Source organism: Lentzea sp. NPDC037011 (genome assembly GCF_055607425.1).
Genome location: NZ_JBVJRT010000013.1, coordinates 13857 through 28298 on the forward strand (window position 1 = coordinate 13857; position 14442 = coordinate 28298).

Consider the following 14442-nt stretch of genomic DNA (forward strand, 5'->3'; position numbering starts at 1 on the left):
GTCACGCGGTTTGTCCGAACCCACCAATCAGGGAACCGATTTTTGGCTTCCGGTGCTGTTTACGGCCTGCTGAACACGATCTTTCCGGCGGTCTCGCCGTCCAGCATCGCCCTGAGGCCCTGCTCGGCGTCCTCGAACCGCAGCTCGGCGCCGATCTGCGGCCTGAGGTCGTTGAGCGCGCAGAACCGGATCAGGTCGCCCAGCTCCTCGCGGGTGCCCATGGTCGAGCCGACCACGCGCAGCTGCAGGAAGAACAGCCGCTGCAGCTCGGCCGCCGACGCGTCACCGGACGTCGCGCCGGAGATGACGACGATGCCGCCGGGCTTGAGCGCCTTCATCGAGTGCGACCAGGTGGCCTTGCCGACGGTCTCGAACACCGCGTCGACCCGTTCCGGCAGGCGGGCACCGGACTCGAAGGTGTCATGGGCGCCGAGGGTCTGCGCCAGAGCGCGCTTCTCCTCGGTGCGGCCGGTGACCCAGACGCGGAACCCGGCCGCGCGGCCGAGCTGGATGAGCGCGGTCGAGACACCGCCGGACGCGCCCTGCACGAGCATCGTCTGACCGGGGCGCAGGCCCGACTTCACGAACAGCATCCGGTACGCGGTCAGCCACGCCGTGCCCATGCACGCGGCCTCGGCGAACGTGAGGTCCGCCGGCTTGGGCAGTGCGTTGCGGGCGGGGACCACGACGTAGTCGGCGAACGTGCCCTGGTGCTTCTCGGTGAGCAGCGTGCGCTTCGGGTCGAGGGTCTCGTCGCCGTCCCAGCCGGGGTCGCCGATGACGGAGTGCAGCACCACCTCGGTGCCGTCGTCGAGGACGCCCGCGCCGTCGCAGCCCAGGACCATCGGGAACTGCTCGGGCTTGATGCCGACCCCGCGCAGCGTCCACAGGTCGTGCATGTTGAGGCTGGCCGCCTTGACCGCGACCCGCACCCACCCGGCGGGCACCTCGGGGTCGGGGCGCTCGCCGACGCGGAGCGAGGCCAGCGGGTTCTCGGGACTGGGTTCTGCTGCGTAAACGGCGAACATGGTTCGCAACATACCCAGCGGCGTCCCCGCCGACCGCCGTGACCCGGCTCACCAGGCTAGGCTCGTGCGGGTGGACGGGCTTTGGCAGTGGTGGGACGGGGTCGAGCTGTGGCTCGTGCAACTGCCAGTCGCCGTGCAGTTCCCCCTCGTGATGGTCGTGGTGCTGCCGCTGTGCCTGGGCGTGGCGCGGCTCGTCGACCGGGTGGCCGACTGGGGTGCCAAGAACCCGGCCTCCCTCGCACCCGAGCCGGAGGACGGGGCCTCCGATCCCGAGTCCGAGAAGGTCGCCGTATGAGTCCCGGTCGTCGCCTCACCGTCGCACTCGTCGGCCTGGTCCTGCTGGTCCTGGTCGGCTGGTTCGTGCGCGACGGCGCATCCGAGCCCGAACCCCGGTCGAGCGCGCCCACCAGCAGCGCGAGCAGTGCGCCCGGCACGGCACCCGCGGTGCCCGGCGCGCAGGAGTCCGGCCTTGAGGTGAAGCCGCTGTCGTCGCTGCCGCCCGAGGCCGCGAAGACGTACAAGCTGATCGGGGGCGAGAGCCCCATGCCGTACCCGAAGAACGACGGCGTGACGTTCGAGAACCGCGAGAAGCGGCTGCCGCAGCACAAGTCCGGGTACTACAAGGAGTACACGGTGCCGACGCCGGGCAGTCCCGACCGCGGCGCGCGCCGGCTCGTGACCGGGGACAAGCGCGAGGTCTACTACACCGGCGACCACTACGCGTCGTTCGTCGTCGTGGACGTGAAGAAGTGAAGCGGCACATCCTCGTTTCGGAGAAGAAGGCCGCCATCGGCGCCATTGCCGAGGCGTTGTCGTTCCCCTCCTGGTTCGGCCAGAACCTGGACGCGTTGTACGACAGCCTGACCGACCTGTCGTGGCTGCCCGCGGGGGAGTACGTGCTGGTCGTGCCCGCAGACCTGGACGCGTCCGTGTCCGAGGTGCTGCGCGACGCGGCGAGGCAGACCGCCGGATCAGGCGACCGGACGCTGCGGGTGGTTCGCACGGAACGGTGACCCGGCCTGCGCGAAAGCCGCCGGGACCGCTTTCGCGCAGGGCGTCGTCGAGTGCGCCGCCTGGTTCTGATGTCCGACGTGTCAGTCTTCGGCCGGCACCCAGGACGGCTTGCGCTTCTCGCGGAACGCCGTGATGCCCTCCTGGCCCTCGGGACCGCCGAAGTGCTGCGCCGACAGCGCGAGCATGTCCGCGAACACCTCGCCGAGGTTCGTGGACCGTTCCTGCTGGAGCATCCGCTTGGTCGCGGCGAGCGCGTTCGGTGCGCCCAGCGCGAGCATGTCGGTGTAGCGGCGGACCTCGGCGTCGACGCCGTCGAGCGGCACCGCGGAGTTGAGCAGGCCGATCTCGACCGCGCGGGCGGCGTCGAAGGTCTCGCCGGTGAGGAACAGCTCGTGCGCGGCGCGGGGGAGCAGGCGCGGCAGCACCGTCACCGAGATGACCGCCGGCACCACGCCGATGCGGACCTCGCTGAACGCGAACGTCGCCTCGCGCGCCGCGACCGCGATGTCGCAGGCAGCGACGATGCCGACACCACCCGCGCGAGCAGGGCCGTTCAGCGCGGCGACGACCGGCTTGGGGCTGGTCCAGAGCTGTTCGAGGATCGCGGGGAACTCGTTGACGCCCTGGTCGCCGGCACTCGCACCGGCGGCCTCCTTGAGGTCCATGCCCGAGCAGAACACCGGGCCCGTGTGGGTCAGCACGACCACGCGCACCCCGTCGTCGGCGGCGGTCGCGGTCAGGTGCTCGCGGAGCTCCCGGCGCAGCTGCGCGGACAGGGCGTTGCGGTTGTGGGGGGAGTCCAGCGTGATCGTCGCGATGCCACGCCGCACCTCGTAGTGGACCAGCTCGTCTGCCATGGCGCTGACCTTAGCTGCCGAGTTTCGCCGCGGTGGAACGGCTGCGCGCGGCCCAGTACGAGTGGCGAACCGCGTCAGTGCGCAGGTCTCCGTGGAGGACCTGCGCACTGACGCTCGACACGATGACCGAGCTGGTCGCTGCTACGTCCTGATGCCCGGCAGGGGGTGGGGCACCGGGGCGGTCAGCCGATCGTCGTGGTCGTCAGGACGGGGCTGGGGTCCGGGTAGCCCTTCGCGGCGGCGTTGACCGGGAACCCGAGCACCGACACGACGGCGGTGAAGGTGAGGCCGGGGGCGTCGTAGCTGCTGCCACCGAGCTTCGTGGTGATCGTGCCGGAGGCGCCGGCCTGCAGGGTGATCGTGACCACCGGCAGCTCGAACGCGGCACCGCCCTTGAGCGGACCGGGCACGGAGAGCACGACGTCGTTGCCGGACAGGGCGATCGCCGGCGTGCCGCCCAGCCCGGACCCGCCGGACAGCGACGCGGACCGGAACTTCGAGCCGGCCGGCACCGGCAGCCGCAGCGCGAGCCCCTTGATCTCCCGCACCTGCCGCCCGGCCGCCTCGGACGGCACCTGGTTGGGCGCCGGGTCGACGGTGACCTTGACGACCCCGTTCGGTGCGACGGTGGCCGGTGCGGACGCGCTCACGCCCTGGTCGAGCGTGAAGTCCGACGTCTGCCCGACGGCGGTCGCCCTGAGCTTGAAGGTGATGGTCTGCGGAGCTGCTGACGCGTTCGCGGTGAACACCAGCATCGGTACCAGTAGCAGTGAAGCGACTCCGGCCAGCCTCATGGTCTCTCCCCGTGAGTGGACGAGGGGCACTCCCAGCACGCGACGTGGTTCTCTGCCTACTCATGAGTAAGTTTCACGTCAACACCTCGCGCCGCACATCGCCCGAACGGCGCTGCGGACCCGATCTCGCGGCGGCGTCCGGAAGTGTCACCCGGAACGGCGAAGGGCGGTCTGCCGCAGCAGACCGCCCTCCGGTTCGTCTTCGAACTAGGCCGAGCGGGCCACCGGCTGACGGGCCAGGGCCTCGTCGTACCGGTCCAGCACCAGCTGCGCCACCTCGACGTCGTCCCCCAACGGCCGCGCCACCAGCACGTCGGGTCCGGCCAGCGCCGCCACCTTGTCCGGCAGCAGGCCCGGTGCCAGGAACCACGACGCGACGGCGATGCGGCGGGCGCCGCGGGCCTTCAGCCGTTCCACGGCCTCGGGCACGGTCGGCGTGGCGATCGACGCGAACGCCGCCTCCACGCCGGCCCAGCCCGACTCCCGCGCCCACCGCCGGGCGACCCGTGCCACGGCCTCGTTGGCCGGTGCGTGCGAGGAGCCGGCGCCGGCCACGACCACGCCCAGGGACCGGTCGCCGAACGACACGCCGGCCTCCGACAACCGCCGCAGTGCCGCCGACTCCAGCCGCGGGTCCGGTCCGAGCACGTCCGCCACCTCGGCGGGCACGCGCGACTCGGCCACCGCGGCCGGCACGTCCACCCGTGCGTGGAACGCCTTGCCCAGCAACAGGGGGACGACGACGGAGGGCTCGCGCAGCACGTCGTGCAGCCGTGGTGCGCACAGGTCCAGGAACGCCCCGCGCACGTCGAGCTCCGGGCGCAGCGAGCGCACCACGTCCAGCAGCGCGTGGATCGACGCTGCCGAACGCGGGTCGCGGCTGCCGTGCGCCACGGCGATCAGCGGGGTCACAGCGCCCCCGTCAGGCCGCGGGCGCGCAGCACCGCGCGTTCCATCGGGCGGAACAGCAGCAGCTCGATGCCGATGCCCACCAGCAGGATCAGGAAGATCGCCGCGATCACCATGTTGATGTCGTTCAGCGACGACCCGTTGTGCAGGTACTGGCCGAGGCCGGTGCCCAGCTGCGGCGAGGTGGCGATGATCTCCGCGGCCATCAGCGAGCGCCACGAGAACGCCCAGCCCTGCTTCAGACCCGCCAGGTAACCGGGCAGAGCGGCGGGCAGCAGGATGTGCCGGGCCGAGGCCAGCCTGCCCGCTCCCAGCGCGCGGCCGACCCGCGGCAGCAGCGGCGGGATCTGGTCGATGCCCGCCACCAGGCCGTTCGCGATCGACGGCACCGAACCCATCAGCACGACGAAGTAGATCGTCGACGGCGTCACGCCGAACCACAGGATCGCGGCCGGCACCCAGGCCACCGACGGCAGCGACTGCAGGCCGGTCAGCAACGACCCGATCGCCGCGCGCACCACCTTGACCTTGGCCACCAGCAGACCCAGCGGGGTCGCGATCAGCACCGCCGCGATGAACCCGAACACCGCGCGGTGCAACGAGGTCCACAGGATGCCGAAGGCCTCGCCGGAGCCGATCGAGCGCACCAGCTCGTTCCACACGTTGACCGGGGCCGGCAGCTGGAACTCCGGCAGGACCGCCGACGCCCACAGCGCCTGCCACACGCCGATGAGCAGGGCGAAGGCGATGATCGGCGGCACGCCGGTCTTCAGGAAGCGGCGCCACACCGGCGGTTTCTGCGTCTCGACGGGGACGTCGAGTGCGTCGAGGCCGGCGCCGACCTTGTCGAGCGTGTCAGGAGGCGTGGCCACTGATGACCTCTCGCAGGTGGGTGTTGATCTCGTCGAGCAGCTCGTCGCGCGAGTCCGCCACGTCCCACTCGCGCACCACGCGACCGGGACGGGAGGACAGCAGCACGACCCGCTGGCCCAGCCGGACCGCCTCGCGCACGTCGTGCGTGACGAAGATGATCGCGGTGTTCGTGGTCTCCCACACCCGGATCAGCTCGGCCTGCAGCACGTCGCGGGTGATCGCGTCGAGCGCGGCGAACGGCTCGTCCATCAGCAGCAGGGCCGGGGAACCGTCTGCGGCCACGGTGGTGGACGCCAGCGCGCGGGCCAGCGCCACGCGCTGCCGCATGCCGCCGGACAGCTCGTGCGGGCGCTTGTCCGCGACGTCGCCCAGCCGCACCAGCTCCAGCAGCTCCAGCGCCCGCCGCTTGCGCGCCAGGCGGCCGACACCGGCGAACCGCAACGCCAGCTCGACGTTGCGGGCGGCGGTGAGCCACGGCATGAGCGCGGGCTCCTGGAACATCACGGCCGGGCGCGACGTGTTGAGCCGCAGCTCCCCCGCCGTCGCGCCGTCGAGGCCGGCCACGATGTTCAGCAGCGTGCTCTTGCCGCAGCCCGACGCGCCGAGGAGGCACACGAACTCACCGGGCTTGACCTTGAGGTCCACCCCGTCGAGCGCTACCACGGCCGAGCTGCCGTGGCCGAAAACCTTGCGGACCCCGGCCAGTTCGACGGCGGTGTCCACGGTGGACTGGAAAGTGGTCTCGAGCGTGGCGGTCATGTTCGGGTGCCTTCCCCTCGGCTTCGAAGACTACTTCTGGTCCAGTCCGGCTGCTTGCACCTGCGGCTTGCCCTGCGCCTGGAGCACCTTGTTCAGCAGCGTGAAGTCGGCGTACCCGGCGACGTTCGCGGCCTCCTTGGCCACGCCCGCGGTCACGGCGTCCTTCGCGAGCTGCGGGAAGTGCTTGGCCTGCGCGTCGGTGGTGAGCTCGATGTTGTCCCACGCGGCGTCGAGGATCTTGTCGCCGAGCTTCTTGGACGTGAGCTTCTCCAGGGCCGCGTTGGCGGTCTTCTTGGCCTCGTCCCTGTTCGCCTTCGCCCAGTCGATCGCGGCGACGTGGCCCTTCAGCACGGCCTCGACCGTCTCCGGGTGCTCCTGCAGGAACTTCGTCCGCACGATGACCACGGTGGTCGGGAACGCCCCGCCCTCCCACAGGGTCTTCTCGTCCAGCAGCACCTTGCCGCCGCCCTCGGCGACGATGCGCGCCGACCACGGCTGCGGCGCCCACGCGGCCTGGATGTCGCCCTTCTTGAACAGGTCGAGCGAGGCCGCGTTCTCCACGTTCTGCACGGTGACCTGGCCGGTGAGGTTCTTCTCCGCCAGGTACTTCTTCAGCGACACGTCCTGGGTGTTCGCGAGCTGCGGCGTGGCGACGACCTTGCCCTTGAGGTCCTCGATCGAGTTGACCTCGGGCTTCACGACGAGCTGCGCGCCACCGGACGTCGCGCCGGCGATCAGGCGAACGGCCTCGCCCTTCGACTTCGAGTAGGCGTTGATCGCCGGACCGGAGCCGATGTAGGCGATGTCGAGCGACTCGCCGAGCAGGGCGTTGACCTCGTCGGGGCCCGCGTTGAACGTCTGCGTCGTCAGCTTCGTGCCGCCCAGCTCCTTGGCGTACAGGCCCTTTTCGACGCCGATCAGCGCGGCGGCGTGGGTGATGTTCGGGAAGTACCCGAGGCGGACCTCGGCGGCGGCGCCCTTGGACTCGGCGGCGGGGGTGTCACTCGTCCCGGCGCGGCTGCACCCGGAGATGGCGGTCAAGGAGATCAGAGCGACGGCAAGGGCGGACTTGAGGTTCACGGCGGTGTGGCCTTTCAGGGACCGGGGGAGACGAGGGCGTGGTTGTCGGGGGTAGCGGTGCTACCCCCGGTACAGCTCTCCACGCCGTTCTCGAGCAGCGGCAGCGGAGCCCCGACCAGTCCGGCGGCGAGAGTGGAACCGTCACTCGCGTCGATCACCAGGAAGGACCCGGTGCGCCGGCTGAAGCTGTAGTCGTCCAGTGGAACGGGCTCTGCCAGGCGCAGAGCCACTCGGCCGATCTCGTTGAGCTCCAACGCGGCAGGGCGGTCCACACTGGACAGCGTCTGCTCGTCGAAGCGGTCGCGCAGGTCGGTGACCATCGCCTGCACGGTGCGCGTTCCGTGCTTGACGAGGACTCGGGCGCCGGGTCGCAGGGGCTTCTCCGCGAGCCAGCAGAGGGTGGCGTCCAGCTCGTCGGTGACCGTGGGCTCGTTGCCCGCCACCGAGATCAGGTCGCCGCGGGAGATGTCGATGTCGTCGGCCAGCAGCAGCGTGACGGACTGGCCGGCCGCCGCTTCGGCCAGTTCGCCATCTGCCGTGTCGATCTTCGTGACGGTCGAGCGCCTGCCGGAGGGCAGCACGACGACCTCGTCGCCCGGCGTGACCGTGCCCGCCGCGACCAGGCCCGCGTACCCGCGGTAGTCGAGGTGCTCGGCCGTGCGCGGGCGGATCACGTACTGCACCGGGAACCGGAACGGGGCGTCGTGCGGGTCGGGCTCGACCGGAACGGTCTCCAGGTGCTCCAGCAGGGTCGGGCCGGAGTACCAGGGCGTGTTCGCGGACTTCTCCACGACGTTGTCCCCGGCCAGCGCCGACACCGGGATCTCGACGACCGAGTCCTCGGTGTAACCCAGGGCCGTGGCGTGCGCGGTGAACTCCTTGGCGATGCGCGCGAACGTCACCTCGTCGTAGCCCACGAGGTCGATCTTGTTGACCGCCAGCACGAGCCGCGGCACGCCCAGCAGCGCGAGAACCGCCGCGTGGCGCCGGGTCTGCTCGATGACGCCCTTGCGCGCGTCGACCAGCAGCACCGCGAGCTGTGCGGTGGACGCGCCGGTGACGGTGTTGCGGGTGTACTGCACGTGACCGGGGGTGTCCGCGAGGACGAACGACCGCTTCGGCGTCGCGAAGTACCGGTACGCCACGTCGATCGTGATGCCCTGCTCGCGCTCCGACCGCAGGCCGTCGACCAGCAACGACAGGTCCGGCGTCGCGAGACCGCGGTCGGCGCTCGCGCGGTGCACGGCGTCGAGCGTGTCCGCGAGCACGGACTTGGTGTCGTAGAGCAGCCTGCCCACGAGCGTGGACTTGCCGTCGTCCACGCTGCCCGCGGTGGCCAGCCTCAACAGGTCGCTCATCTAGAAGTACCCCTCCCGCTTGCGGTCTTCCATGGCGGCCTCGGACAGCCGGTCGTCGGCACGGGTCGCGCCGCGCTCGGTCAGCCGGGACGCGGCGACCTCGGCGATCACCGCGTGGATGTCGGCGGCGTCGGACTCGACGGCACCGGTGCAGGAGCCGTCGCCGACCGTGCGGTAGCGGACCACCTTGCGCTGCAACGTCTCACCCTCGCGCGCGGTGCCCCACGGGCCCTCGGCGAGCCACATGCCGTCGCGCAGGAACACCTCGCGTTCGTGCGAGTAGTAGATGTCCGGCAGCTCGATGCCCTCGCGCTCGATGTAGTTCCACACGTCGAGCTCGGTCCAGTTGGACAGCGGGAACACGCGGACGTGCTCACCGGCGCGGTGCCGGCCGTTGTAGAGGTTCCACAGCTCCGGGCGCTGGCGCTTCGGGTCCCACTGGCCGAACGCCGTGCGCAGGCTGAAGATCCGCTCCTTGGCGCGGGCGCGTTCCTCGTCCCGGCGGCCGCCGCCGAAGACCGCGTCGAACCTGTGCTGCGTGATGGAGTCCAGCAGCGGCACGGTCTGCAACGGGTTGCGCGTGCCGTCCGGGCGCTCCTCCAGGCGGCCGTCGTCGATCCAGTCCTGGACCTTCGCGACCTCCAGGCGCAGCCCGTGCCGTGCGACGACGCGGTCGCGGAACTCGATGACCTCGTCGAAGTTGTGCCCGGTGTCGACGTGCAGCAGCGGGAACGGCACCGGTGCCGGGTAGAACGCCTTGATCGCGAGGTGCAGCAGCAGTGTCGAGTCCTTGCCGCCGGAGAAGAGGATCACCGGCCGGTCGAACTCGCCTGCGACCTCGCGGAAGATGTGGATCGCCTCGGACTCGAGGCGTCCCAACGTGTCCAGAGCCAGTGTCATCCGTGCAACCCGCATTCCGTCTTCGACTGACCGGCCCACCGGCCGCTGCGGGCGTCCTGGCCCGGCAGCGGCTTCGACGTGCACGGCAGGCACCCGATGGAGGGGTACCCCTCCTGCACCAACAGGTTCTCCAGAACACCCTTCTCGTGGAGGTAGGCGTTGAACTCGTCGTCCGACCACGGCGCGATCGGGTTGACCTTGACCAGGCCGTTGCGCTCGTCCCACTGCACGATCGGCGTGCCGGCCCGCGTCGGTGCGTCCACCCGGCGCACCCCGGTCACCCAGGCGTCGTACTTCGCGAGCTCCCGCCGCAGCGGCACGACCTTGCGCAGGTGGCAGCACCGGGCCGGGTCGGTCCGGTGCAGCAGGCCGAACTCGCGTTCCTGGTCCTCCACCGACTGCTCGGCGGCGGCGTTCACGATCCGCACCTCCGGGTAGACGACACCGACGGCGTCGCGCACGCCGATCGTCTCCGGGAAGTGGTAGCCGGTCTCCAGGAACAGCACGTCGAAGTTCGGCTTCACCTGCGCGGCGAGGTCGATCAGCACGGCGTCCTGCATGTTGGAGGCGACGACGTAGCTGTCGCCGAACGTCCGCGCGGTCCACTCCAGCGCCTCGATCGCGGTGGCGTTGGCCAGCTCCTCCTGCGCGGCCTCGGCGACGATCTTGAGGTCCTCCTTCAGATCGCTCACTTCTTCACCTCCTGCGGCAGGTTGAGCCCGACGAAACTGACCTTGAAGACACGGCGGCACCCGGTGCACAGCCAGGCGTAGGCGGGTTCCTCCTGCGGGCGGAGGTCCTCATCGCCGCAGTAGGGGCAGTAGAACGGCGTCGCGCGCTCGCTCATCGCAGCGACCCCTCCTCGGCGCGGGCGACCCACTGGGCGAACCGCTCGTCGGTCTCCCGCTGCGCAACGAAGTTCCGCACCACGCGCTCGACGTACTCGGGCAGCTCGGCCGCGGTGACCTTGTGGCCGCGCAGCTTGCGGCCGAACCCTGCGTCGAGGCCGAGGCCGCCGCCCAAGTGCACCTGGAAGCCCTCGACCTGGTTGCCCTCGTCGTCGGTGACGATCTGGCCCTTGAGCCCGATGTCCGCGGTCTGGATGCGGGCGCACGAGTTGGGGCAGCCGTTGATGTGCACGGTGATCGGCGCGGTGACGCCGTCGACGATGTCCTTGAGGTTCGCTTCGAGCTGCGTGACGAGGTCGAGCGCACGGGCCTTGGTCTCGACGATCGCGAGCTTGCAGAACTCGATGCCGGTGCAGGCCATGATCCCCCGCCGCCACGGCGACGGGTCGACCTGCAGGCCGAGCTTCGCGAGGTCGCTCTTGAGCGCCGGCACCGCGGTCTCGGCCACGTCCAGCACGATGATCTTCTGCTGCGGCGTGAACCGGACGCGGCCGGAGCCCGCCCGTTCCGCGATCTTCGCGACCTCGACCAGGACCGAGCCGGAGACGCGGCCCGCGACCGGTGCGGCGCCGACGAAGAACAGGCCGTCCTTCTGCTTGTGCACGCCGATGTGGTCGAGCTGCTGGTCGAGGACCTCCGGCGCGGGGCCGTCGATCATCTTGCGCTTGAGGTACTCGTCCTCCACGACCTGGCGGAACTTCTCCGGACCCCAGTCGGCGACGAGGAACTTGATCCGCGCGCGGTGCCGCAGGCGGCGGTAGCCGTAGTCGCGGAAGACGGAGATGACCGCCTCCCAGACGTCCGGGACCTCGTCGAGCGGCACCCAGGCGCCGAGCCGCTTGCCCAGCATGGGGTTCGTGGACAGGCCGCCGCCGACCCAGAGGTCGAAGCCGGGCCCGTGCTCGGGGTGGTGCACGCCGACGAACGCGACGTCGTGGATCTCGTGCGCGACGTCCTGCAGCCCGGAGATGGCGGTCTTGAACTTGCGCGGCAGGTTCGAGAAGCGCGGGTCGCCGATGTAGCGCTCGAGGATCGTGTCGATCGCCGGCTGGCCGTTGACCACCTCGTCCTGCGAGATGCCCGCGACCGGCGACCCGAGGATGACGCGCGGGCTGTCGCCGCACGCCTCCACCGTGGTGAGGCCGACGGCTTCGAGCTGCTGCCAGATCGTGGGGACGTCCTCGATCCGGATCCAGTGGTACTGGATGTTCTGCCGGTCGGTGATGTCCGCGGTGTCGCGGGCGTAGGTCTGCGAGATCTCACCCAGCACCCTGAGCTGCTGCGTGGTGAGCGCGCCACCGTCGCTGCGCACGCGCATCATGAAGAACTCGTCGTCCAGCTCCTCCGGTTCGAGGGTGGCCGTGCGGCCGCCGTCGATGCCGGGCTTGCGCTGGGTGTAGAGGCCGTACCAGCGGAACCGGCCACGCAGGTCGGCCGGGTCGATCGAGTCGAAACCGCCGTGGGCGTAGATGTTCTCGATGCGGGCGCGGACGTTGAGCGGGTTGTCGTCCTTCTTGCTCCGCTCGTTGGGGTTCAGCGGCTCTCGGTAGCCGAGTGCCCACTGCCCCTCGCCGCGACGCTGCTTGGCGCGCGGTGACGTCTGCGGCGAGACCATCGCCATCCTCCGGGGTTTCGAGGCGCTCGGTGCGCGTGCGAGCCCGGAGGTGCTTGTGGTGGGGGCGTCGTCAGCGCGCCGGGCGCCGACGGGAACAAATCAGCGCGCGGTCAGGCCGAACGACGGCACATCGCGCTGGAGACACGACGGAAGTCGACGTGGCGGCGGGCCACGAGGCGGACTCCAGTCGAATGCATGACCTCAGTGTGCATGCCGCCCAGAGCGTGGTCCACCGCCAACCGGATGCTGGGATTGACGAGCGGAGGTTGACATCCTAGGCTGGTTTCACTCCGTAATACTTCTGTCACCGACAGATACTTCCCCTGGTCGAACACCGCCATTCGGGCCGCGTAGGGGACACTGGGGGTCATGCCCTCCGCTTTGCCCGAAGGCGAGCCCGTGCCCGCCGACGGTTCGCTCCCGCCCTCCGCCCTCGCCGGTGTCGGCTCCCGCCCGTTCGGGGTCTACGTGCACGTGCCGTTCTGCGCGACCCGCTGCGGCTACTGCGACTTCAACACCTACACCCCCGGCGAGCTCGGCACGTCCGCCTCGCCCCAGTCGTGGCTGGAGGGCCTGCGCCGCGAGCTCGACCTGGCGGCCTCCGTGCTGGGGACGCCAGTGCCCGCCGAGACCGTGTTCGTCGGCGGTGGCACGCCGTCGTTGCTCGGTGCCTCCGGCCTGGCCGACGTGCTGGACGCGGTGCGCCGGTCGTTCGGCCTGGCTCCCGGTGCCGAGGTCACGACCGAGTCGAACCCGGAGTCGACGTCGCCGTCGTTCTTCGAGGGCATCCGCGCCGCCGGCTACACGCGGGTGTCGCTGGGCATGCAGTCCGCCGCCCGCCACGTGTTGCGGGTGCTCGACCGCAAGCACACCCCCGGCCGTCCGGTCGACGCCGCACGGGAAGCGCGCGCCGCGGGCTTCGACCACGTCAACCTCGACCTGATCTACGGCACACCGGGTGAGCAGCCGGCGGACCTGGCGGCGTCGCTGGACGCCGTGCTCGACGCCGGCGTCGACCACGTCTCCGCCTACGCGCTGATCGTCGAGGACGGCACCGGCCTCGCGCGCCGCATCCGCCGCGGCGACCTGCCGATGCCGGACGACGACGTGCTCGCCTCGTCCTACGAGCTGGTCGACGCGAAGCTGAGTGGCGCCGGGTTCTCCTGGTACGAGGTGTCGAACTGGGCCACCTCGGTGGAGGCGCGGTGCCGGCACAACGTCCTGTACTGGAAGGGCGCCGACTGGTGGGGCTTCGGGCCCGGCGCGCACAGCCACGTCGGCGGCGTCCGCTTCTGGAACGTGAAGCACCCGGCGCGGTACTCGTCGTTGCTGGCCGAGGGGAAGTCCCCGGCGGCGGGCCGGGAGCTGCTCACCGCCGAGGACCGCCGCGTCGAACGCGTGCTGCTGGAGCTGCGGCTCGCCGAGGGCCTGCCGGTCGACGTGCTGGACGCGGCCGGTCGCGAGGAGGCGGAGCAGGCGGTCGCCGACGGCTTGCTGGAGCCGTTCGACGACCGCTGCGTGCTCACCGACCGCGGGCGGCTGCTCGCCGACGCCGTCGTCCGCAGGCTGCTCCCGTAGCTCGCGGGCCACTGGCGGGGGATCAGCCGCCGATCGCCGCCTGTACCGCTGACAGGACGGCAGAGGCGTGCCGGGGTGTGCAGATGAGCAGGTCCGGCAGGTAGGGCTTGGGCCGGTTGTACTCCAGCGGTGAGCCGTCGATGCGGGAGGCGTGCAGGCCAGCCGCGAGCGCGACGCCGACGGGTGCGGCGGAGTCCCACTCCCACTGACCACCGGCGTGCAGGTAGACGTCGGCCTCGCCGCGGACCACCGCCATCGCCTTCGCGCCCGCCGACCCCATCGGCACGAGCTCGGCGCCGAGGGTGTCGGCGACGGGGGCCGCGAACTCGGGGGGTCTGCTGGCGCTCACCACGATCCGCAGCGGGCCGCTGGTCTGGGCGGCCGTGGTGCCGCCGGTCGTGTAGACGGCGTCCAGCGCGGGTTGGGCGACGGCGGCGTCGGTGATGCCGCGGCCGCGCTGCCACAGCGCCACGTGCACGGCCCAGTCGGCGTGGTCGGCCTGCCCGTACTCGCGGGTGCCGTCGAGCGGGTCGACGATCCACACGCGGTCGGCGGACAGGCGGGCGGTGTCGTCGTCGCCCTCCTCGGAGAGCACGGCGTCGGCCGGACGGGCCTCGGCGAGGGCCTTGACGAGCAGCTCGTGCGACTGCTCGTCACCGGCCTTGCCGAGCTCCTTGCCGCGCAACGGTCCCCGGCGCAGCTCCTGCAGCAGTTGCCCGGATCTCTCGGCCAGCTCGGCGGCGAGCTCGACGTCCGAAGTCATGGCACC

At 71.1% G+C, this 14442-nt stretch carries 17 protein-coding genes; 4 read left to right on the forward strand and 13 right to left on the reverse strand.

All coding sequences use genetic code 11. From position 1 onward, the window contains the following. Positions 1 to 59: 59 nt before the first annotated feature. Positions 60 to 1028: a zinc-binding dehydrogenase gene (locus ACZ7CH_RS33185; protein ID WP_360397126.1), complete on the reverse strand. Its 969-nt coding sequence runs from the start codon at positions 1026 to 1028 to the stop codon at positions 60 to 62. Positions 1029 to 1098: 70 nt separating this feature from the next. Between ACZ7CH_RS33185 and ACZ7CH_RS33190 the strand changes: the two genes are divergently transcribed. Genes ACZ7CH_RS33190 through ACZ7CH_RS33200 form a run of 3 tightly spaced genes read left to right on the forward strand, consistent with a single transcriptional unit; the run spans position 1099 to position 2041 of the window. Then, on the forward strand, positions 1099 to 1323 hold the full coding sequence (locus ACZ7CH_RS33190; protein WP_360397127.1) for a hypothetical protein: 225 nt from the start codon (positions 1099 to 1101) through the stop codon (positions 1321 to 1323). Then, positions 1320 to 1781 (forward strand): guanyl-specific ribonuclease, encoded by a 462-nt coding sequence (locus ACZ7CH_RS33195; RefSeq protein ID WP_360397128.1) that lies wholly within the window; start codon positions 1320 to 1322, stop codon positions 1779 to 1781. Before ACZ7CH_RS33190 ends, ACZ7CH_RS33195 begins: the two co-directional genes overlap by 4 nt. Beyond that, on the forward strand, positions 1778 to 2041 hold the full coding sequence (locus ACZ7CH_RS33200) for a barstar family protein (RefSeq protein ID WP_360397129.1): 264 nt from the start codon (positions 1778 to 1780) through the stop codon (positions 2039 to 2041). Before ACZ7CH_RS33195 ends, ACZ7CH_RS33200 begins: the two co-directional genes overlap by 4 nt. Before the next feature lie 81 nt (positions 2042 to 2122). Here the strand turns inward: ACZ7CH_RS33200 and ACZ7CH_RS33205 are convergent, their stop codons facing one another. The 11 genes from ACZ7CH_RS33205 to ACZ7CH_RS33255 all read right to left on the reverse strand — a co-directional run bounded on the left by ACZ7CH_RS33205 (position 2123) and on the right by ACZ7CH_RS33255 (position 12095). After that, positions 2123 to 2899 carry an enoyl-CoA hydratase-related protein gene (locus ACZ7CH_RS33205; protein WP_470375755.1) on the reverse strand — a complete coding sequence of 259 codons (777 nt, stop codon included), beginning with the start codon at positions 2897 to 2899 and terminating at the stop codon, positions 2123 to 2125. Between the two features lie 182 nt (positions 2900 to 3081). Further along, the gene (locus tag ACZ7CH_RS33210; protein ID WP_470371891.1) at positions 3082 to 3693 is read right to left on the reverse strand and encodes a cyclase; all 612 of its coding nucleotides are present in this window, start codon (positions 3691 to 3693) and stop codon (positions 3082 to 3084) included. A gap of 207 nt (positions 3694 to 3900) precedes the next feature. Beyond that, positions 3901 to 4605, reverse strand: coding sequence for a sirohydrochlorin chelatase (locus ACZ7CH_RS33215; protein ID WP_360397132.1), 705 nt, complete (start codon positions 4603 to 4605; stop codon positions 3901 to 3903). Continuing rightward, positions 4602 to 5474: an ABC transporter permease gene (locus tag ACZ7CH_RS33220; protein ID WP_360397133.1), complete on the reverse strand. Its 873-nt coding sequence runs from the start codon at positions 5472 to 5474 to the stop codon at positions 4602 to 4604. Before ACZ7CH_RS33220 ends, ACZ7CH_RS33215 begins: the two co-directional genes overlap by 4 nt. Beyond that, positions 5458 to 6234 carry an ABC transporter ATP-binding protein gene (locus tag ACZ7CH_RS33225; RefSeq protein ID WP_360397134.1) on the reverse strand — a complete coding sequence of 259 codons (777 nt, stop codon included), beginning with the start codon at positions 6232 to 6234 and terminating at the stop codon, positions 5458 to 5460. Before ACZ7CH_RS33225 ends, ACZ7CH_RS33220 begins: the two co-directional genes overlap by 17 nt. A 30-nt stretch (positions 6235 to 6264) precedes the next feature. After that, positions 6265 to 7275 carry an ABC transporter substrate-binding protein gene (locus ACZ7CH_RS33230; RefSeq protein ID WP_360397135.1) on the reverse strand — a complete coding sequence of 337 codons (1011 nt, stop codon included), beginning with the start codon at positions 7273 to 7275 and terminating at the stop codon, positions 6265 to 6267. Positions 7276 to 7328: 53 nt separating this feature from the next. Continuing rightward, complete coding sequence (locus ACZ7CH_RS33235) at positions 7329 to 8672, reverse strand: sulfate adenylyltransferase subunit 1 (protein ID WP_458433887.1); 1344 nt, start codon at positions 8670 to 8672, stop codon at positions 7329 to 7331. Then, positions 8673 to 9572, reverse strand: a complete 900-nt coding sequence (cysD, locus tag ACZ7CH_RS33240; protein WP_458433886.1) for a sulfate adenylyltransferase subunit CysD — start codon at positions 9570 to 9572, stop codon at positions 8673 to 8675. It abuts the gene before it with no gap. Further along, positions 9569 to 10264 carry a phosphoadenylyl-sulfate reductase gene (locus ACZ7CH_RS33245; protein WP_470375756.1) on the reverse strand — a complete coding sequence of 232 codons (696 nt, stop codon included), beginning with the start codon at positions 10262 to 10264 and terminating at the stop codon, positions 9569 to 9571. Before ACZ7CH_RS33245 ends, cysD begins: the two co-directional genes overlap by 4 nt. Further along, positions 10261 to 10419 carry an Insertion element protein gene (locus ACZ7CH_RS33250; protein WP_360397139.1) on the reverse strand — a complete coding sequence of 53 codons (159 nt, stop codon included), beginning with the start codon at positions 10417 to 10419 and terminating at the stop codon, positions 10261 to 10263. The genes ACZ7CH_RS33245 and ACZ7CH_RS33250 overlap by 4 nt, the downstream gene beginning before the upstream one ends. Then, a complete protein-coding gene (locus ACZ7CH_RS33255; RefSeq protein ID WP_360397140.1) occupies positions 10416 to 12095 on the reverse strand; it encodes a nitrite/sulfite reductase in 1680 nt (559 codons plus the stop codon). Before ACZ7CH_RS33255 ends, ACZ7CH_RS33250 begins: the two co-directional genes overlap by 4 nt. A gap of 369 nt (positions 12096 to 12464) precedes the next feature. On the opposite strand from ACZ7CH_RS33255, the gene hemW reads away from it, so the two are divergent. Beyond that, complete coding sequence (gene hemW / locus ACZ7CH_RS33260; RefSeq protein WP_470371890.1) at positions 12465 to 13673, forward strand: radical SAM family heme chaperone HemW; 1209 nt, start codon at positions 12465 to 12467, stop codon at positions 13671 to 13673. Between the two features lie 22 nt (positions 13674 to 13695). On the opposite strand, the gene ACZ7CH_RS33265 is transcribed toward hemW, so the two are convergent. Further along, positions 13696 to 14436 (reverse strand): 3'(2'),5'-bisphosphate nucleotidase CysQ, encoded by a 741-nt coding sequence (locus ACZ7CH_RS33265; protein WP_360397142.1) that lies wholly within the window; start codon positions 14434 to 14436, stop codon positions 13696 to 13698. Between the last annotated feature and the right edge of the window lie 6 nt (positions 14437 to 14442).

What these genes read in the sequence shown, in the direction of transcription:
- ACZ7CH_RS33195 (WP_360397128.1), top strand. Translation starts at nt 1,320, where the DNA reads ATGAGTCCCGGTCGTCGCCTCACCGTCGCACTCGTCGGCCTGGTCCTG.
- ACZ7CH_RS33250 (WP_360397139.1), bottom strand. Translation starts at nt 10,419, where the DNA reads ATGAGCGAGCGCGCGACGCCGTTCTACTGCCCCTACTGCGGCGATGAG.
- ACZ7CH_RS33235 (WP_458433887.1), bottom strand. Translation starts at nt 8,672, where the DNA reads ATGAGCGACCTGTTGAGGCTGGCCACCGCGGGCAGCGTGGACGACGGC.
- ACZ7CH_RS33265 (WP_360397142.1), bottom strand. Translation starts at nt 14,436, where the DNA reads ATGACTTCGGACGTCGAGCTCGCCGCCGAGCTGGCCGAGAGATCCGGG.
- cysD (WP_458433886.1), bottom strand. Translation starts at nt 9,572, where the DNA reads ATGACACTGGCTCTGGACACGTTGGGACGCCTCGAGTCCGAGGCGATC.
- ACZ7CH_RS33255 (WP_360397140.1), bottom strand. Translation starts at nt 12,095, where the DNA reads ATGGTCTCGCCGCAGACGTCACCGCGCGCCAAGCAGCGTCGCGGCGAG.
- ACZ7CH_RS33225 (WP_360397134.1), bottom strand. Translation starts at nt 6,234, where the DNA reads ATGACCGCCACGCTCGAGACCACTTTCCAGTCCACCGTGGACACCGCC.
- ACZ7CH_RS33185 (WP_360397126.1), bottom strand. Translation starts at nt 1,028, where the DNA reads ATGTTCGCCGTTTACGCAGCAGAACCCAGTCCCGAGAACCCGCTGGCC.
- ACZ7CH_RS33210 (WP_470371891.1), bottom strand. Translation starts at nt 3,693, where the DNA reads ATGAGGCTGGCCGGAGTCGCTTCACTGCTACTGGTACCGATGCTGGTG.
- ACZ7CH_RS33205 (WP_470375755.1), bottom strand. Translation starts at nt 2,899, where the DNA reads ATGGCAGACGAGCTGGTCCACTACGAGGTGCGGCGTGGCATCGCGACG.
- hemW (WP_470371890.1), top strand. Translation starts at nt 12,465, where the DNA reads ATGCCCTCCGCTTTGCCCGAAGGCGAGCCCGTGCCCGCCGACGGTTCG.